Here is a 20,361-nt window from a genome sequence, read left to right on the forward strand (position 1 = left end):
ATTTCCCTCTTTCTTATTGCTGACAATGCTCACAATAATGTGTATTTCTTCCACCGATAATAGCTGTTGTAATATCGCTACCACAGACTGAACATGTCTTTTGTTTATATACTTTTAAATTATTTTGCATCGTACCACGCTGACCATCAGCATGAACGTAATCTGAAATACTTGTTCCACCACTTTGTATACCCATTTCTAACACTTTCACAACACTTTGAAACACTTTTTGGCGTTGTGCCATTGTCAATTCATTCGAAGGCGTATGTGGATTGATACCCGCATCAAAAAGTGCTTCACACGCATAAATATTACCACATCCCGCAATCACACGATGTTCTAATATCATTTGTTTAATTGGCATTTTTTGATATTTTTTATGTGTGAACTGACTCAAATAATGTGCTTCTGCTTCTTCAGAAAAAGGCTCAGGTGCTATTTCTAAAATAGATGCGTAATCTGCAAGTTGAGCAACATTTCGAATTTCACCAAAACGTCGAATATCTGAATAAATCAACTTCAATCCATTATTTAACTGAAACACAACATGCCAGTGTTTGCGGTAATTCGGTATAACGATGTCGTCCACTTCACGTGCAACGAAAAAACCACCCGCCATACCAAGATGTGAAATGAGATTTCGTCGGCTCGATCCATGCTTAAGTGTAAACAATAAATATTTACTGCGACGTGTCACGTCTTCAATCGTGTAACCTATGCTGTACTTTTTAAAGTCATCTAAAGTGATGCCTTTAATAATCGTTTCTTTCCCTGATTCTTTTCCGTCTTTTACTTTACTTGAAAATGTCACATCTATAATTTGTTGTCCCACGATGTGTGGCACAATTCCGCGTTTAACGTGTTCAACTTCTGGTAATTCCGGCACTATTTACCCAACTCTCTTTCTATTTCGCATCGTACCATGTTGGGCCGTATTCTGACTCAACGCTTAATGGAACGTCTAATTGTAAGGCATTCACCATAATCTCTTCAACAAATTTACTAAAAGCAGCGACTTCCTCTTTTGGTACTTCAAATATCAATTCATCGTGTACTTGTAGTAACAACTCTGCTTTGAAATCTGTTTCTTGAACTGCATGATAAAAATCAACCATCGCCTTTTTAATAATATCTGCAGCACTTCCTTGTATTGGCGAGTTCATCGCTGTTCGTTCCGCAAAACCACGCTTGTTAAAGTTGCGACTCGTTATATCCGGAATGTAACGACGACGATGTAACAATGTTTCAACATAACCTTGCTGTTTCGCATCTTGAACAATTGTTTCCATATACGTTTTCACACCAGGGAAATGCGCTAAATAATCGTCGATAAATTGTTGTGCCTCTTTACGTGTGATACCTAAACTTTGGCTTAAACCATAATCACTAATACCATATACAATCCCAAAGTTTACAGCTTTCGCTTGTCGACGCATTAACGACGTGACGTCTTTTGCCTCAACGTTAAACACTTTCATCGCTATTGTCGTATGCACGTCTTCATTGTCAATAAATGCTTTTTGTAACGTCGGATCACCCGTTATATGCGCCAATACACGCAACTCAATTTGTGAATAGTCTGCCGCTAAAATAACATAGTCTTCATGTGATGACTTGAATGCTTTACGAATTTGACGCCCTTCTTCTAGACGAATTGGAATGTTTTGCAAGTTCGGATCGACAGAAGATAAGCGACCAGTTTGTGCTAACGTTTGATTAAAACGTGTATGAATACGATTATCATCCCAAATCACTTTTTGAAGCCCTTCTACATAAGTTGATTGCAATTTCGATAACGTACGGTACGTTAAAATATTTTCAATAATTGGGTGTTGTCCTTCCAATTTTTCTAAAACATCTACGGCCGTTGAATAACCCGTTTTCGTCTTTTTAATCACTGGTAAACCCAGTTTTTCAAAAAGAATAACACCGAGCTGTTTGGATGAATTCAAATTAAAATCCTCACCCGCTTGTTCGTGTATCGTTTCAATCAATTCATCTAAACGCTGTTGTAAATCTTTTTCCATCACTTGTAATGTCGCTTTATCTGTATAAATACCTGTATATTCCATTTCACTTAAAATTTGTGCTAATGGAAGTTCCAATTCTGTTAACAAATCAAGTTGCTGGTGTGACTCAAGTATCTCCGTCATTTCCGATTGTGATGTTTGAAGCGCATCTAAAATAGACGCAATATGTGTATTAAGCACATCATCTTCCGGCACATGATAGGACTTACCTTTACCATAGATGGCAACATCATCTTGTACATGTGTATTTGCAAAGCGTGACATCACAGAGCTTACATCATCAATTGTTTGTGAAGGATCAATTAAATAGCTTGCGAGCATCGCGTCAAATGTAACATTTTTCAATTCAATATTGAGTCGCTTCATCGCAATAAATAATTTTTTCGCATCATATGTTACTTTCGCAGTTTTTGGATTTTGTAACCAATCAACGGCAGCTTGATGATCACATAGTGCCTCCACTGACGTTACAATATAATGTGAGCCATCATAAATACCAAATTTTAATAATGGATCTTTTAAATAGTTGGCACCTGAAACTTCAATATGTACGACAGCTTCCTCTAGCGCATCAAAGTCAATACGTGATAAATCCGTCGACACTTCAAACGTTTTCGTTGGCGTTTCTTCACTCGGTGTCTGATCAACCTCTTCCAACAATTGACGGAATTCCAATTCTTTAAACAGTGCAATTTTCTCGGTCTCATCATAGTTGTCAGGTAAACGTGTATCAGCAACTGTTACACTAATCGGACTTTCTCGATTAATCGTCGCTAGTGTCTTACTCATCAATGCATCATCTTTACTTGCAAGTAACTTTTCTTTCAGTTTTTTACCCGATACTGCGTCAATATCTTCGTAGACGCCTTCTACCGAACCGAATTGATTTAATAGCTTCAATGCCGTTTTCTCGCCAACGCCTGCAACACCCGGAATATTATCCGATGCATCTCCCATTAAACCTTTCATATCAATGATTTGCTTTGGCACTAAACCTTGATATTTCTCAGCAATAAATGCAGGTGTGTAGTGATCAACATCTGTCACACCTTTTTTCGTGTAATAGATGGTCACGTTGTCAGATGCTAATTGTGTTAAGTCACGGTCTCCTGTAATAATGATCGTCTGCATGCCCGCTTCATCGGCTTCACGGCTTAACGTTCCGATGATATCGTCTGCTTCATAATTATCTAATTCATACGTCTGAATCGCATACGCTGCCAACAATTGGCGAATATATGGAAACTGTTCACTTAATTCAGATGGTGTTTTTTGACGTCCCCCTTTATAATCGGCATATTGCGCGTGACGAAACGTCGTCTTCCCTGCATCAAATGCGACAAGAAAATGCGTCGGTTGTTCTTCTTTTAAAACTTTTTCTAATAAGCGTGCAAATCCATAAATCGCATTCGTATGGATACCCGCTTTATTTTGTAACAATGGCAACGCGTAAAAAGCACGAAAGCTTAAACTATTACCATCTATTAGTATCAGTTTGTCCACAGTATTCCCTCCAACAGTATTAGTAGTTATATTTTATCACAGAACGTGTTGAAAGCTCATCTGTCACGCCAAATTGAAAAAGTAACGCGTGCTAGATAGTTAAACATCGTCCCCTTTTCAATGGCCAAAAAAAGCGGAACAGCATTAGCCATTCCACTTTCCAATGTTTATTTTATCTGTCCGGGTAACGTTACTTTAAACGTCGAGCCTTTTCCTTCTTCAGATTGCACTTCTATTTTGCCTTGATACGCTTCAACAATATGTTTTGTAATCGATAATCCAAGGCCTGTGCCACCTGAGTCACGGCTACGCGCTTTGTCCACTCGATAAAAACGTTCAAAAATATGATATTTTTCATCAGGCGCAATTCCGATACCTTCATCAATCACTTCAATCACTTGATAATTTGCTTCTGTATAGACGCGCAAAGTAACTGTTTTTGATTCAGCAGAATAATTCACAGCGTTCGTCATTAAGTTCACAATGACTTGTGTTATTTTATCTTCGTCCGCCATTGCATAAACATCTGAAGCAATATCATCAACTAATGTAATATCTTTTAATTGTGCAATAGGTTGAATGCTTGATAAGGCGTTGCGTGCCACGTGCGACAAATCAATCCGATGCTTTTCTAACGCGGCATTTTGTTCAATTTTGGATAAATCAAGCAAATCTTCAACGAGCGACTGAATGCGATTAGATTCTTTTAAAATAATGTCTAAAAACATATCTAATGACGCGGCATCATCTTTTGCACCGTCTATTAAAGTTTCCGCAAAACCTTTAATAGACGTAATCGGTGTTCGCAACTCGTGTGATACATTCGCCACAAAGTCACGGCGTAAATTTTCAAGCTTTTTCAACGCCGTAATATCATGCAACACAATAACCATCCCTTGTAGGCGCTTTTTCTTGCGTGTCAATATCGGTACACAAGCGGCGTCGAAAAACTTCTGGTGAATATCATTAAGATGTATTTCAATTTGCTGATAAATACCTTTTTCGACTTTGAAGCCTTCTACAATAAGTGCTTTTAATGTTGGATGTAACACCACTTCATAGTTTTGAAGCTCCACATTTTCACCATTATGAAACATATCGCTATATGTTTTATTCGCGACAACAACCTCTCCTTGTTTATCAATCATCAAAATCGCACTTGGAATATTTTCTAATGTTGTTAATAAACGATTCCGTTGCATCTTTTGTGCATGATTTAGCTTTTCCAAGCGACGTGCTAATACGTTGATAGACATATAAAGGTCTTTCGTCTCTTTCACGCTGCTTTCTGGAATACGGACATTGTAATGGCCTTTAGACAACAATGCAGCCGCATAAGACGCTTCATTAATTGGTTGAATATATGTTCGATTAATATAGCGCACTGTAAAATAAACAAAACCGAGCGTAATCATGCTAATCAAAATCAGATACTTCCAAAATTGCAGTTGTAAATCATAGACCATCACGAAATGACCACTCATTAAAATGGTCATGTTATCTTGCTGATAGCCATACGTATACACACTTTTTTTATTGTCTAGATGATACACACTCGTGTGATTCTTTAAATCATTCAACAATTGCGCTTTATGTGCTTTTAATGATGGTTGATCTCGTACATCAATCGCATGTTCTCGATCTTGATCTATAATCAAAACATCTGTCTCAAATTGTTGTGCGAGTGTTTTCAATTGGGCATTATCACCCGTTTGATAGGCAGCGATTAATTGTTTCGCTTCTTGATTCGTTTCTTTTTTTTGATGTGTGACTGCTGTCGTATAAATACTGTTATGTACAAAAAAGCCAAGTACAAGAAAACTTACAACGATAATAGTTGTAAGTATCAATAAAAGCTTATGGTAAAATTTAATCATTTATTTAGGTCGCTCCAATTTATAACCCAAACCACGCACAGTTTTAATCAGTTGTGGTTGCTTAGGATTGTCTTCAAGTTTCTCTCTCAAATGACTAATATGTACATCGACAATTCTTGAATCACCTGCAAACTCATAATTCCATACGGAGTTCAACATATGCTCACGTGTGATGACACGCCCTTGACGTTCAATCAAATACAATAACAGTTCAAACTCTTTCGGCGTCAATTCAACAAGTTCATCATCACGATATACTTCAAAAAAGTCCGGTCGGATACGCAATGAACCGATATGGATTTCTTCATCTTCATCATCTTGTTGCCATTCTGCAGATGTCACACGACGTAAAATCGCTTTAACTCGGGCAACAACTTCCCTCGGTGAAAAAGGCTTTGTCATATAGTCATCTGCACCGAGTTCTAAGCCTAATACACGATCGAAGGCATCATCTTTAGCAGTCAACATCAAAATAGGTACTGCATTTTTATTGGCACGGATCGTTTTACACACTTCAATCCCGTCTTTTTTCGGAAGCATTAAGTCAAGCACCACAATGTCGGGCTTAACCGCATCCACTTTTTCCAATGCCTCTTCGCCATCTTGTGCCACTTCTATTGAATAGCCCGCTTGTTCAAGATTATATTTTAATAATGTTACAATTGAATGTTCATCATCAACAACCAGCACTTTTTGAACCATTTATGTGTACCTCCCAGTTAATTTAACATTATTATAACGTACACCTTACATAGCAATCAGCGATTTTACAACAATTTAATATGAACTTAACAATTTTTAAAACAAGCAATGTATTTCTGTTATGAATGTTTGCCGTTATCAATATTCTATGTATGACACAAATCTGAAAAAAGCACTAGAAGTTTTTACAAAGTATTCGGGAGATAGGAATAGCTTCGCGTATTTTCTTAAAACTTACGAACAACTCTACTATATGTTTGTACAAGTGTTGGGAAGAAAAAGGTATCTCGTGTTGTCTGGCGTGTCAATCAAAATTATAATAATTTCAAAGTATGAATACTGTTGATTTTCTTGTATCAATGCCCTGTCAATGACAGCCTAACGCGTTATGTTGCTTAAACGTTACGTGGTAATAGCTAGGACGCCTATTATGTTGACGTATGTATTTTGCGTCACGAAGTAATCGTTTCTATTGCGAGACTCCTTGCAGCATAAGCCGAAGCGAGAAATCCAGAAACGCTTCTTAATACTTCAAATTAAAGCGTTTATTAGTTCGAGCGAGGCCTGCAGGAAAGCGAGCAATAAAGAAACGATGGTACTTGAAAAAGCGCACATCATCAAAATTGTACGCTTGGACACACTCAGCTGTTTCATATATAAAACTAGATACTTTTAATAGCTACCCAGCCTAGAAAATAGACAACCCTAAGAAAACAAGAGGTTAAACACGTGTGATGTGCCTAACCTCTTGTTTTGATTTATCTAGAATTTCTTCGTCGAAACGATTGTAATGCTTATAAGTTTTTAATTAATTCATCTGCAAATTCTGATGTAGATACTTCTGTTGCCCCGTCCATTAAACGCGCAAAGTCGTATGTTACCACTTTAGATGCAATTGTTTTCTCAACAGACGCTGTAATTAAGTCTGCTGCTTCTTGCCAATCTAAATGTTCTAACATTAAGACACCAGATAATAACACTGATGATGGGTTAACTTTGTTTAAACCTGCATATTTTGGTGCTGTACCATGTGTTGCTTCAAAAATAGCGTGACCTGTTTCATAGTTGATGTTTGCACCCGGTGCGATACCAATACCACCTACTTGTGCAGCTAATGCGTCTGAAATGTAGTCACCGTTTAAGTTCATTGTTGCTACAACATCGTGTTCAGCTGGACGTGTTAAAATTTGTTGTAAGAAGATATCTGCAATAGAATCTTTGATGATGATTTTACCATCTTTTTCAGCTTGCTCTTGTGCCGCATTTGCAGCATCTTTGCCTTCTGATTCTACAAGGCGATCATATTGTTGCCATGTAAATACTTTATCGCCAAATTCTGCTTCAGCTAAGTCATAACCCCATTGCTTGAAAGCACCTTCTGTAAACTTCATAATGTTACCTTTATGAACAAGTGTTACAGATTTACGGTTATTATCTAAAGCATATTGAATAGCCGCTCGCACTAAGCGTTCTGTACCTTCTTTTGATACTGGTTTAATACCAATACCTGAACTTTCTGGGAAGCGGATGTTTTTCGCACCCATTTCATTTTGTAAGAAATCAATAATTTTCTTAACTTCTTCAGAGCCTTCTTTGAACTCAATACCAGCATAAATATCTTCAGTATTTTCACGGAAGATAACCATATCCGTATCTTCTGGACGTTTAACAGGAGATGGCACACCTTGGAACCAACGCACTGGACGTAGACATGTGAATAAATCTAATTCTTGGCGTAGCGCAACGTTTAATGAACGAATACCGCCACCAATTGGTGTTGTCAATGGTCCTTTAATTGCGATGAGATACTCTTTGATTGTATCTAATGTTTCAGCTGGTAACCATTCGCCTGTTTCATCAAATGCTTTTTGACCTGCTAAAACTTCTTTCCATGCAATTTCTTTTTTGCCATCGTACGCTTTTTTAACAGCTTCGTTAATGACACGGCTTGCTGCTTGCCAAATATCTGGTCCGATACCATCACCAATAATAAATGGGATGATTGGTTGATCCGGTACTTGTAATCCATTGTCCGTTTTAACGATTTTTTCACTCATTGTTAAATAACCTCCAAAAAGTAGTTTAAATAGTAATCTGAAAATATTTTAGCGATTTTCAATTGGCTCGTATTTACGATTTGTTTCACCAATGTAGTTTGCACGTGGACGAATGATACGGTTGTTTGCCAATTGTTCTAAAATGTGTGCAGTCCAACCAGCCGTACGACTTACCGCAAAGATTGGTGTAAATAAATCATGTTCAATGCCCATGCTATGGTAAACAGTCGCACTATAGAAGTCAACGTTTGGTAAAAGGCCTTTTTCTTCTTTGATAATATCAGCAATTTTAACTGACATTTCGAAAAGTTCTTTTTGACCTGTTTCTTCTGTAATTTTACGGCTCATTTCTTTCAAGTATTTGGCACGTGGATCACCATTTTTATATACACGGTGACCGAAGCCCATAATTTTTTGTTTATTTGCGAATGCATTTTCTAAATATGCATCTACTTTATCAATTGAACCGATTTCGAATAACATACGCATTACTTGTTCGTTTGCACCACCGTGTAAAGGCCCTTTTAATGAACCAACAGCAGCTGTAATACCAGAATACATATCTGATAATGAAGATACTGTACAACGTGCTGTGAATGCTGATGCGTTCAACTCGTGGTCAGCGTGTAAAATTAATGCTTTGTTAAAGCCTTCTACTTCCACATCTGTAGGTTTTTCACCGCGTAACATGTATAGGAAGTTCGCCGCATAGCTCAATGATGGGTCTGGCTTCACTGGTTTCTTACCTTGACGCACACGTGCAAATGATGTCACTAATGATGCGATTTTAGCTTGAATACGAATCGCACGTTCTTGCATTGCTGCTTCGTCATTTTCATCAGCATTATCATCAAAGTGTGCTAAGTAAGACACTGATGTACGTAATGCAGTCATCGGATGTACTTTGTCCGTTGTATATTCTTCAAAGTGACTGTACATTCGTGGGCTGAGCGTCATATATTTGTATAATTTTTCTTTGAGCGTTTTAAGCTCTTCTTCGTTTGGCAAACGATAGTTCCATAATAAGAAAACGACTTCTTCAAATTGTGCGTTTTCTGTTAAATCATCAATGTCATACCCCGCATATGTTAACTGACTATCAATGATAGAACTAATCTTTGTTTCGGCTGCAATAACCCCTTCTAAACCTCTCATTAATTCTGCCATAGTAATTTCCCCTTTACTGTATATTCGCTCTCATGTAACGGCTTTCATACATGTATTATATCTAATTTTTTCGAATTTGTGAACATTTTAAGAACGTCATAAAATCAGAATTATCAAATAATGTAAGTTGAAATGCACATTCATAGAGCTTTAAATGTGATAATGACACGTTTTCTTTTACTTTTCATAATGTCATCCAGCATTTTTTGTATGCCCTTTCATTTATTTATCATACATTATAAATATATGTGATAACAACTATGATACTTAGATACCGCTACATTGCGACGTTACATTCACGATAACATAAAGATGACGTAACTACAAAAAAGAGCAGTTGTCTCACCTTCAAATAAGATGTGACAACTACTCTCATCATTCATGCAGTTCGCCTGCATTATCTATTGCATTATAAAACGTTCGCATAGCCTTCAAAGACTTTACCTTGTGCTGCATCAACAGTCACGAGAATACCGTCTGGAATTGCTGATGTAACATCTTGAACACCAACAACTGTTGGAATACCTTTTTCAAGACCGATAATGGCACTTGGAGATGTTAAGCCGCCTTCTTCAGTTACTAATGCGACAGCTTTATCAAGGTATGGCACCATTGCATCGTCTACTGATGGTGTAACGATAACAACACCTTCAAGGTTTTTGCCAGCTAATTCTTTCGCATCTTGAACAACGACAGTACGACCTACTGCAGAAGTACGGCCAATACCTTGTCCGCTCGCAACATCTTCACCGATTAAGTGAAGTTTCATTAAGTTTGTTGTACCTGTTTCACCTGTTGGCACACCTGCAGTAATAATGATAAGGTCACCATTTACGACACGACCTGTGTCAACCGCAGTTGCGACCGCATTGTTTAATAACTCATCAGTTGTGTAAATACCTTCACGGATAACAGGATACACACCCCAAATTAATGAACATTGACGTGCAGTCGTTGCTTTTGGCGTTACAGCAATAATGTCTGATTTTGGACGATATTTAGAAATCGTACGTGCTGTATTACCACTTTCAGTCGCAGCAACAATCGCTTTAACATTTAAGTTGAGTGCTGTATGTGCTGTTGATACACCAATCGCATTCACTAATGATGTTTCAACAAGTTTTGTACGATCTGATAATAATTTTTTGTAATCTTGTGCTTGTTCAGCTGCAAGTGCAATGTTGTTCATCGCGATAACAGCTTCTTCTGGGTAAGCCCCTGCCGCTGTTTCACCTGATAACATAACTGCATCTGTACCATCGTAAATTGCGTTGGCAACGTCTGATGCTTCCGCACGTGTTGCACGTGGGTTACGTTGCATAGAGTCTAACATTTGTGTCGCTGTAATAACTGGTTTACCAAGTTTATTACATTTACGGATTAAGTCTTTTTGAACAACTGGTACTGCTTCTGGTGGAATTTCAACACCCATGTCACCACGAGCAATCATTAAACCATCAGATACTTCTAAAATTTCATCAATGTTGTCGATACCTTCTTGGTTTTCGATTTTAGGGATGATTGTGATGTTGTCATTTTTTTCGTCTTCTAAAATACGACGAATTTCTAATACATCGCTTGCACGACGTACGAAACTTGCAGCGATAAAGTCAACATCTTGCTCAATACCGAAACGAATATCAGCCGCATCTTTTTCTGTAATACCTGGTAAGTTAACGCTCACGCCAGGTAAGTTAACACCTTTTTTATTTTTTAATTCACCTGTGTTTAGCACCGTACAATGTACTTCTCCAGCTGCTTTGTCGATTTCTTTTACTTCAAGTTCTACTAAACCATCATCAAGTAAAATATATGCACCGACTTCGATATCATCAATTAATTGTGGATATGTTACAGAGAACTTCTCTTCTGTTCCTTCAACTTCGTGCATGCTTACTGTTACGTCAGCACCTTTTTGTAACATGATCATACCGTTTTGCATATCATGTGTACGAATTTCAGGACCTTTCGTATCTAGTAAAATACCGATGTTTTTGTTTAATTTTGTTGCTACTTTACGAATTGTTGCAATACGTGCTGCATGTTCTTCATGTGAACCATGAGAGAAGTTTAAACGCGCAACGTTCATACCTGCTGTCATTAATTTTTCTAACATCTCTTCTGATTCAGATGCCGGACCAATTGTACATACAATTTTTGTCTTTTTCATTGAGAAAGCCTCCTAGATTATATCGATAATTCTTTCGTTAGTTCTAACATACGTTGATTGATAGGTCTACTATTTGTGTTACCGAAAATTTCATCAAAATCTGTCGCACGTAGACGGTTGTCTTTAATACCGACACCTTTCGCAGTTTCACCGTTCATTAATAGTTCAACTGCATAACCACCTAGACGAGAAGCAAGTACACGGTCTTCTCCAGTTGGGCTACCGCCACGTTGAATGTGACCCAATACAGAAACACGTGCGTCCACGTTAATGTATTTCGCTAATTCTGCAGCACATGCCTCACCAGACATGCAACCTTCAGCCACGATAATGATTGAGTGCTTTTTACCACGATCAATACCATTTTGAATTTTTTCAGCAATATCCTTAATATCCACTTCTACTTCAGGGATAATAATTGTTTCAGCACCTACAGCAAGACCTGACCATAATGCTAGGTCGCCACAGTCACGCCCCATAACTTCGATAATAAATGTACGCGCATGACTTGATGCGGTATCACGAATTTTGTCAACTGACTCAATAATTGTATTGAGTGCTGTATCAAATCCGATTGTGAAGTCTGTACCACTAATATCATTATCAATCGTACCAGGGATACCAATTGTTTGGATTTCTTTACATTCTTCACTAATGCGTTGTGCACCACGATAACTACCGTCACCACCGATAACAACAAGTCCTTCAATCCCGCGTTTTAATAAATTTTTAATCCCTTTTTCACGCACGGCTTGATCTTTAAATTCTGGACAACGTGCTGAGTATAAAAATGTACCCCCACGTTGAATTGTGTCCCCAACTGATCCTAATTCAAGTTTATGAATATCATCAGTAATTAAACCAAGATAACCTTGGTATACACCATATACTTCAATGTTATGATAAATCGCTTTACGCACTACAGCACGCACAGCGGCATTCATACCAGGAGAATCTCCACCACTTGTTAAAACTGCAATCTTTTTCATGTAGACATACCCTTTCTAGCTAAATTCTTATGTTAAAAATAACACAAATCATTTGCGCATTCCATTAATATTCTAGTATCAAAAAAATGAAAACGGTTTAAAATCATTATTTCATAAATTTGACACGAAACCACATTATCCGCTCAAAAGCATAGTATAAAAAGACCCTATTTGGGTACAGTGAACTGCTACAAAACCATACAAAAACCTTCCAGTTCTTGTTCCATCAAAACGATGTAACAACTGGAAGGTTACACATTGACTTACTCAATATAAGTCCCTATATTTCTAAATTTTTCATAACGATCTTCACGGATATCTTCAGGTGTCATATTTACAAAATCTTGTAAATGGGCAGTGAATGCTTTTTTAATGCGATTGGCCTGCATCTCAACATCATGATGTGCACCACCGAGCGGCTCTTTAACGACTTCATCAGCAATATTAAGTTCTAATAAGTCATACGCTGTAATTTTCATCGTTTCCGCTGCTATTTTAGCTAGGGAACTATCTTTCCAAAGAATCCCTGCCGCACCTTCTGGAGAAATAACGGAATACGTACTATTTTCAAGCATAAGCAGTCTGTTCGCGACACCTAAGCCTAAAGCACCACCGCTTCCTCCTTCACCTATAACAATCGCAATAACCGGTACTGTGAGCGCCGCCATTTCAACAAGGTTTCTCGCAATCGATTCACTTTGTCCACGCTCTTCAGCCGCTTTACCCGGATACGCCCCTTTCGTATCAATGAACGTAATGATTGGGCGTTGAAACTTCTCCGCTTGTTTCATTAAGCGCAGTGCTTTACGATACCCTTCAGGATGCGCCATACCGAAATTTCGATAAATATTATCTTTCGTATCTTTACCACGTTGTTGTCCAATTACGGTAACAGGCGTGCCATTTAAATACGCAAGACCACCAATCATAGACGGATCGTCACGGAAAGTTCTATCGCCATGCAATTCAATAAAATCATCAAATATGTATGGAATATAATCTAGAACAGTCGGACGTTCAGGTAAACGTGCCAATTGTACACGATCCCATGATTTCAACGATGTATACACTTTCTCTTTTTCGTTTTCAAGTGCTGCTTGTAACATCTCTATTTCATCTGTGAGATCGACATCATTCTTCACTTGTGTCTCTTCTAATGATTGAATTTTCTTCTTAATCGCTTCAATAGATTTTTCAAATTCTAACATTATTTTTCCACCTCACGATGCATATCAAATAGAGTCGCTAATGTGTTTTTCATATCACTACGATGCACAACTTTATCTAGCTGACCGTGCGCTAATAAAAACTCTGCCGTTTGGAAATCATCTGGTAATTTCTCATTAATCGTTTGTTCAATAACACGTCGACCTGCGAAACCAATCAGCGCTTTCGGTTCAGCCAAGTTAATATCACCGACAGAGGCAAAACTTGCTGATACGCCACCCGTCGTTGGATGTGTCATATATGAAATGAACAATAGTCCCGCTTCAGAATGACGTTCAAGTGATACCGATGTTTTAGCCATTTGCATAAGCGAAATAATCCCTTCTTGCATACGTGCTCCACCTGACGCTGTAAATAACACGAAAGGCAGTTTATGTTCCGTACAATGGTCTACAATACGACAGATTTTCTCGCCGACAACAGACCCCATACTTCCCATGCGGAATCGTGGATCCATCACGCCAACACCAAAAGGCATACCATTTAATGTTGCAATACCGGTTACAATCGCTTCGTTCATACCTGTTTTCTTTTGGTCTTTTTCTACTTTCTCTTCATAACCCGGAAAGTTTAATGGGTTTGCAGAGGTCATTCCTCGGTCAAACTCTTCAAAACTATCTGCATCCACTAGGGCTTCTATTCGTCCATATGCTGAGAGTTGAATATGATGATCACAGTTAAAGCAGACATTCAAATTCTCTGTCAGCTCTTTCGTATACATAATCTTTTTACAGTTTGGACATTTTGTCATAATGCCATCTGGAACATCATTTTGCTTTGAATCTTGAACCGTTACGTACTTTTTCTTTTTCGAATTACGATTAAAAAAGTCTTTAAACATATTAATACCTCCACAAATGGGCACGTCCTTTAAGCAGGAAAACAAGTAGTTTCCCACCTTTAGGCACGCTCCCAAGCAAGCATAACAACTAGTATATGTCTCTAGCTATTGCTACTTTAAAATTTATTCTAGATATGCGTTGATGTCATATACCTCGTTGCTTTTAGTTTTTCTTCAATTCTGAGAGTTCAATTGTTCTGTTATAAACTTCTTCTGGGTCAACTTCTATTCTCGCAACACCTGATTCCATCGCTGCACGTGCCACTTCTCTTGCAACAGATGGTGCCACACGATAATCAAAAGGCTCTGGAATAACATAATCTGGATTGCGTTCTTCATCTGTAATCAAGTTAGCAATCGCCTCTACAGCCGCACGTTTCATATTTTCATTAATATGTGTTGCACGTACGTCTAACGCACCACGGAAAATCCCCGGAAATGCTAGAACGTTATTGATTTGGTTTGGAAAGTCTGAACGACCCGTACCAATGACTTTAGCCCCTGCCGCTTTCGCTTTATCTGGTGTGATTTCAGGGTTTGGATTCGCCATCGCAAAAATAATCGGTTCATCCGCCATTGATTGCACCATTTCTTCGCTTAATGCATTGGCAACAGATACGCCGATAAATACATCCGCACCTTTCACAACATCAACCAATTTACCTTCTACTTTATCTTTATTTGTCCACTTCGCAACGGTAGCTTTCGTATCATTCATACCATGTGGACGGCCTTCATAAATAGCACCTTGAGAGTCACACATAATCATGTCACGCACACCATATGAATACAATAATTTGACAATCGCGATACCCGCTGCACCTGCACCGTTCAATACGACTTTGATATTCGCAAGATCCTTGTTCACAATTCTTAATGCGTTGACTAAACCGGCAACCGTTACAATCGCTGTACCATGTTGATCATCATGGAACACCGGAATTTTCGTTTCTTTTTTCAAGCGCTCTTCAATTTCAAAACAACGTGGTGCCGAAATGTCTTCAAGATTGACGCCACCAAAGTTTGGCTCGAGTAATTTCACAGTACGAATAATCTCTTCTGTATCAGTCGTTGCCAACGATAATGGGATACCATCTACACCTGAAAAGCTTTTAAATAGGACTGCTTTACCTTCCATAACCGGAATACTCGCTTCAGCCCCAATATTGCCAAGACCTAAAACAGCTGTACCGTCTGAGATGACTGCCACTGTGTTACTCTTCATCGTATAATCATAAACTTTGCTAGGTCTTTCATGAATATCTTTACACGGTTCTGCAACACCTGGTGAGTACGCTAAACTTAATTCTTGTTTATTTGTCACTTTCACTTTAGGACTCACAGCCAGTTTTCCATGATTCTCTAAATGCATATGTAATGCGTCGTCTCTTAATGACATTTCTTTCTCATCTCCATTATTTTTCTCGTTGTTGCGACACGCTGAGTATCAACGTGGATTGTCATTTTACTATAGCATAACCCGATTATAATGGGCTATATCAATTTACTGACTTTTTATGTGTTGCCATAATGATAAAGAGCAGAAAGCTATTTTCACATTAGCCTCCCATATCTCATGTAACAATTAAGACTTTTTAACACTAGGTCTCAATTGCTTACTTATTATAATAAACGAATGTGGTTTGGTTCAAATAATTGTATAAAATTCGTAATCATTTCTTGTTTGTTTTCTATCCAGCCCGCTTGTGTCATTTGACCTGTTTGTTCATTAAATAAAAGGACTGGTACACCTGAATGCGTGGCTGTCTTATTTAAAAAGCGTTGTGCAATGTCTCTAGTTAAACCATTGCGAATAACGATTTTTTGCACACCATTTATCTTATCTTGCTCAAATATTTGTAGTGGCACGATATGGTTCACAATGATTTGTCGCTGTTGTTGGCGCCATTCAAACTTTCCAAAAATAACAAACGGCTGATTCGTTTCTAACTTAAATGAAAGCTGTTGATAAACGCTCGGGAACAGTACCCCTTCAATCGTTTGCTGTCCGTCGTTAAACGTTACAAATGCCATCTGCTGACCTTTTGATTTTGTACGAATAACACGCATCCGTTCAACTGTAACAAGTATCGGCTGATTCACCGCTTTAGCATGTATTCGATGCACACCTAAATATTGCTTTTGCACAAATAGCTTTTCAATCGGATGCATCGACACATAAAAGCCGAGATACTCTTTTTCATAGGCACTCAATTGTTCGTCAGGCATTTCATCCGTTTCGTTATAATCTTTTTTCACCGTCGCAAAATCTTGAATGATAGATTGATCCAATTCAGAATTCGTATCCGCAATATGATCAATCGACTGCAACAATGTCGCACGATTTTTACCGAAACAGTCTAACGCACCAGCAAATATTAACGCTTCAAGAAGACGGCGCGTTCTCACACGATTTGGCAAGCGATCACAAAAGTCGAAAAAGTCTTTGAACGGTCCATTTTCATAACGTTCACTTAAAATAGCTTGCACACTGTGATAACCGACACCTTTAATAGCACCTAATGAAATATACATACCTTCAGAGGTCGCGACATAACGCCACTGACTTTTATTAATATTCGGGGCGTGAATTTTTAACTTATGTTGTTTTGCTTCATGTATAAAGTGTGCAGTCTTTTCTTCATTATTAATCACATTCGTTAAAATATTGGCATAAAAATATGGTGCATAATGGACTTTCAAATATGACATAATATAAGCGATTTTTGAATAACTGACCGCATGCGCACGTGGAAAACCATAATTCGCAAACTTCAAAATTAAATCAAAAATCTGGCCGCTCAGTTCTGCAGCATAACCCTTTTTGGCGGCACCATCGATAAAGTGCTGACGCTCACTTTCTAAAATAGAACGACTCTTTTTACTCATGGCACGTCTTAAAATGTCCGCTTCACCATAGCTAAACCCTGCAAACTGACTCGCAATCTGCATAATTTGCTCCTGATAAATAATAACACCATAGGTACGCGATAAAATCGGTGCCAAATCAGGATGTAAATATTGTACTTGTTGTGGATCGTGACGACGCGTAATATACGTTGGAATTTCATCCATTGGACCCGGTCGATACAGTGAGGTTACCGCGACAATATCTTCAAAATGCTCCGGTTGTAATCGCTTCAATACATCTCGCACACCTTGAGATTCAAGTTGGAAAATCCCCGTCGTTTCCCCTCTCGAAAGCATCGCAAAAACGTCTTTATCATCAAATGGAATTTGTTCGATATCAATATGAACATTCAAATCTCTCGCAACTTGTTTCAAAATTTGATGAATAATGGTTAAGTTTTTCAAACCTAAAAAGTCGATTTTCAACAATCCAATACGCTCTGCTTCCGTCATCGTCCATTGCGTTAATAAACCAGTATCCCCTTCAGTTAAAGGAATCGATTCAAACAACGGTCGGTCGTTGACAATAACACCTGCCGCATGCGTTGACGTATTACGTGGTAAACCTTCCAATTGTCGACACAGTTCGTACCATTTTTCATGCAAATGATTGCGATGTACAAACGTATGGAACGGCTCATATGTGTAGGCTTCTTCAAGCGTTGTTTTACCACTCATAGAAATAAGTTTGGATGCTTCACTCATCGTCGCTTCATCAAATCCTAACACTCTGCCGACATCACGTGCGACCGCTTTAGCAAGTAAATGACCAAACGTAATAATCCCAGAAACACGATAATCTCCGTATTTTTCTTGCACATATTGAATAACTTTTTCACGTTGCGTATCTTCAAAGTCGATGTCAATATCCGGCATTGTGACACGTTCAGGATTTAAAAAACGCTCAAATAGTAAATCATAACGTAGCGGATCAATCGTCGTAATGTTTAACAAATAACTGACGAGAGACCCCGCCGATGAACCACGTCCGGGACCAACAAGAATACCGTTATTTTTAGCATAGCCAATCAAGTCACTAACAATTAAAAAGTAATCTGCATAACCCATCCGTGTAATAACATCAAACTCATATTGCAAACGTTCTTTATATGGCATTGTCGTTAAACCTCGCTCCGTAAGCGCTGTTGTAAGCTTTTGCCATAAATATTCATTCGCAGACTCCCCATTGGGCGTCGTAAACTCCGGTAACAACGCTTGATGATACTGTAACTCTGCATTACATAACGCCGCGATGTCATCCGTTCGCGATAAAAGTTCGGACGGAATGCTATCATTTTGTAATGTCGTAACATCTAAAATGTGTTGTGCGACGTCATCTTGTGTCGCCATCAAATTCACTTTCGTATTATCCCGAATTGCAGCTAATGTCTTAATCGCATCTTTATCTTCTGGATACGCATAATACGCTGCACGCGCCCATACTTGTAGATACGCATCATAGACTGTGGACGTTTCATCTAAATAGACGGACGTTGAATCAGGTAAATCACGCAACCAGCCAATCGTATCGTCATGCATATTTTTAAAAATGACAACCGTATCTGCCACATAAGATGACAACTCAGCAATATCAACAGCTGTTAGATGTTGTACTTTAATATCCGTCGAAAGTTTAAAAAGGCGCTGTAACCCTGCATTATTTTTGGCAATCACAACCGCTTCACGCTGTTGCAGATGATCCGTAACATGTATCGTCATACCGAGTAACGCTTTCATATCCGCTTCCTGACACGCATCATAAAATTGAGGAATGCCATACATCACATTCAAGTCGGTCATCGCAATTGCAGTATACCCCGCTTCTTTTGCTCGCTGAATGGCGCTTTTAACAGTCAGTGTTGAATTCAACAAGTCATAAGCGGTATGAATATTTAAATGTGCTACCATTTTGCGTTCACCTCTTTCATTCAATGTACAACTTATTGAACTTTTGCTCTCAATTGGGCAGCAAGTTGCTCAAACGTCTCCCAACTATCTACTGAAACACCCGAAGCATTCGGATGACCGCCACCGCCAAAGTCTGCCGCAACATCATTAATAACTATCCCTTTTGATCTGAGGCGACAACGAATTTCAGTACCTTCATCAACCGCAAACACCCATACTTTTAACCCTTTTAAATCGGCAATCGTATTGACAAATAAAGACGCTTCTGACGCTGCCACATCAAATTGCTTTAATACATCTTCCGTAATCTTCACTTGGCAAAAACCGTTATCTTCCAGTTCGAAATTTTGTAAAACATAACCTTGAAATGGCATGAGATGTGGATCTTTTTCACCTAACTGATTTAACAACTCAGTATGATGAATATCGTACGTTAATAATGCACTTGCAATAGCCATCGTTCTCGGCGTCGTATTATTAAATAAAAAGCGCCCCGTGTCGCCAACAATACCTAAATACAGTGCTGAAGCAATCTCACGGTTGATATATTCAGTCGCACCCAGCGATTCAATCATGTCGTAGATGATTTCACTTGTCGACGATGCACCGGTATTTACATAATTAATCTCGCCATACTGATCCACAGCTGGGTGATGATCAATTTTAATAAGTGCATCACCATTCGCATAGCGTGTGTCATCAATACGTGGCGCATTCGCCGTATCACATACAATAACTAACGCCCCCTCATACGTTGCATCGTCTATCTTGTCTGGCGTTCCCATAAATGCTAAAGAAGGCTCTGAGTCGCCGACTGCATACACATGCTTAGTTCGATATTTCGCTTGTATAAAGCGTTGTAAACCGTATTGTGAACCAAATGCATCCGGATCTGGACGCACATGTCGGTGGATAATAATCGTGTTATATTCCTCTATTTTTGAAAGTATTTCTTCATAGTGTTTCATTTCTATACACTC

General features: G+C 38.5%; 13 protein-coding genes. All 13 read right to left on the reverse strand.

What is annotated here, in order from left to right:
* Positions 1-13: 13 nt before the first annotated feature.
* The 13 genes from mutM to TP70_RS10370 all read right to left on the reverse strand — a co-directional run bounded on the left by mutM (position 14) and on the right by TP70_RS10370 (position 20,349).
* Positions 14-886: a bifunctional DNA-formamidopyrimidine glycosylase/DNA-(apurinic or apyrimidinic site) lyase gene (gene mutM, locus TP70_RS10310; protein WP_044361474.1), complete on the reverse strand. Its 873-nt coding sequence runs from the start codon at positions 884-886 to the stop codon at positions 14-16.
* A 19-nt stretch (positions 887-905) separates the two neighbouring features.
* Positions 906-3,533 carry a DNA polymerase I gene (polA, locus tag TP70_RS10315; protein WP_044361475.1) on the reverse strand — a complete coding sequence of 876 codons (2,628 nt, stop codon included), beginning with the start codon at positions 3,531-3,533 and terminating at the stop codon, positions 906-908.
* Positions 3,534-3,700: 167 nt separating this feature from the next.
* Complete coding sequence (pnpS, locus tag TP70_RS10320; protein WP_044361476.1) at positions 3,701-5,410, reverse strand: two-component system histidine kinase PnpS; 1,710 nt, start codon at positions 5,408-5,410, stop codon at positions 3,701-3,703.
* Complete coding sequence (locus TP70_RS10325; protein WP_044361477.1) at positions 5,411-6,112, reverse strand: response regulator transcription factor; 702 nt, start codon at positions 6,110-6,112, stop codon at positions 5,411-5,413. It abuts the gene before it with no gap.
* Between the two features lie 794 nt (positions 6,113-6,906).
* Positions 6,907-8,169: an NADP-dependent isocitrate dehydrogenase gene (icd, locus tag TP70_RS10330; RefSeq protein WP_044361478.1), complete on the reverse strand. Its 1,263-nt coding sequence runs from the start codon at positions 8,167-8,169 to the stop codon at positions 6,907-6,909.
* A 48-nt stretch (positions 8,170-8,217) separates the two neighbouring features.
* The gene (locus TP70_RS10335; protein ID WP_044361479.1) at positions 8,218-9,336 is read right to left on the reverse strand and encodes a citrate synthase; all 1,119 of its coding nucleotides are present in this window, start codon (positions 9,334-9,336) and stop codon (positions 8,218-8,220) included.
* A gap of 409 nt (positions 9,337-9,745) precedes the next feature.
* The gene (gene pyk / locus TP70_RS10340) at positions 9,746-11,506 is read right to left on the reverse strand and encodes a pyruvate kinase (protein ID WP_044361481.1); all 1,761 of its coding nucleotides are present in this window, start codon (positions 11,504-11,506) and stop codon (positions 9,746-9,748) included.
* 17 nt (positions 11,507-11,523) lie between these two features.
* Positions 11,524-12,495 (reverse strand): 6-phosphofructokinase, encoded by a 972-nt coding sequence (gene pfkA / locus TP70_RS10345; protein WP_044361482.1) that lies wholly within the window; start codon positions 12,493-12,495, stop codon positions 11,524-11,526.
* Between the two features lie 263 nt (positions 12,496-12,758).
* A complete protein-coding gene (locus TP70_RS10350; RefSeq protein WP_044361483.1) occupies positions 12,759-13,703 on the reverse strand; it encodes an acetyl-CoA carboxylase carboxyltransferase subunit alpha in 945 nt (314 codons plus the stop codon).
* Entirely contained in the window at positions 13,703-14,563 is an 861-nt protein-coding gene (accD, locus tag TP70_RS10355; RefSeq protein ID WP_044361484.1) for an acetyl-CoA carboxylase, carboxyltransferase subunit beta, read from the reverse strand. Before accD ends, TP70_RS10350 begins: the two co-directional genes overlap by 1 nt.
* 163 nt (positions 14,564-14,726) lie before the next feature.
* Positions 14,727-15,962: an NAD(P)-dependent malic enzyme gene (locus TP70_RS10360; RefSeq protein WP_044361485.1), complete on the reverse strand. Its 1,236-nt coding sequence runs from the start codon at positions 15,960-15,962 to the stop codon at positions 14,727-14,729.
* A gap of 224 nt (positions 15,963-16,186) precedes the next feature.
* Positions 16,187-19,381, reverse strand: a complete 3,195-nt coding sequence (locus tag TP70_RS10365; protein WP_044361486.1) for a DNA polymerase III subunit alpha — start codon at positions 19,379-19,381, stop codon at positions 16,187-16,189.
* A gap of 32 nt (positions 19,382-19,413) precedes the next feature.
* The gene (locus tag TP70_RS10370) at positions 19,414-20,349 is read right to left on the reverse strand and encodes a DHH family phosphoesterase (protein WP_044361487.1); all 936 of its coding nucleotides are present in this window, start codon (positions 20,347-20,349) and stop codon (positions 19,414-19,416) included.
* Positions 20,350-20,361 lie beyond the last annotated feature (12 nt).

The sequence above is a fragment of the Staphylococcus microti genome (assembly GCF_000934465.1).
GTDB lineage: Bacteria > Bacillota > Bacilli > Staphylococcales > Staphylococcaceae > Staphylococcus > Staphylococcus microti.

Excerpts from the sequence above, each read along its gene's own strand:
- pnpS (WP_044361476.1), bottom strand. The coding sequence starts at position 5,410 with ATGATTAAATTTTACCATAAGCTTTTATTGATACTTACAACTATTATC.
- TP70_RS10325 (WP_044361477.1), bottom strand. The coding sequence starts at position 6,112 with ATGGTTCAAAAAGTGCTGGTTGTTGATGATGAACATTCAATTGTAACA.
- icd (WP_044361478.1), bottom strand. The coding sequence starts at position 8,169 with ATGAGTGAAAAAATCGTTAAAACGGACAATGGATTACAAGTACCGGAT.
- TP70_RS10335 (WP_044361479.1), bottom strand. The coding sequence starts at position 9,336 with ATGGCAGAATTAATGAGAGGTTTAGAAGGGGTTATTGCAGCCGAAACA.
- pyk (WP_044361481.1), bottom strand. The coding sequence starts at position 11,506 with ATGAAAAAGACAAAAATTGTATGTACAATTGGTCCGGCATCTGAATCA.
- pfkA (WP_044361482.1), bottom strand. The coding sequence starts at position 12,495 with ATGAAAAAGATTGCAGTTTTAACAAGTGGTGGAGATTCTCCTGGTATG.
- TP70_RS10350 (WP_044361483.1), bottom strand. The coding sequence starts at position 13,703 with ATGTTAGAATTTGAAAAATCTATTGAAGCGATTAAGAAGAAAATTCAA.
- accD (WP_044361484.1), bottom strand. The coding sequence starts at position 14,563 with ATGTTTAAAGACTTTTTTAATCGTAATTCGAAAAAGAAAAAGTACGTA.
- TP70_RS10360 (WP_044361485.1), bottom strand. The coding sequence starts at position 15,962 with ATGTCATTAAGAGACGACGCATTACATATGCATTTAGAGAATCATGGA.
- TP70_RS10365 (WP_044361486.1), bottom strand. The coding sequence starts at position 19,381 with ATGGTAGCACATTTAAATATTCATACCGCTTATGACTTGTTGAATTCA.
- TP70_RS10370 (WP_044361487.1), bottom strand. The coding sequence starts at position 20,349 with ATGAAACACTATGAAGAAATACTTTCAAAAATAGAGGAATATAACACG.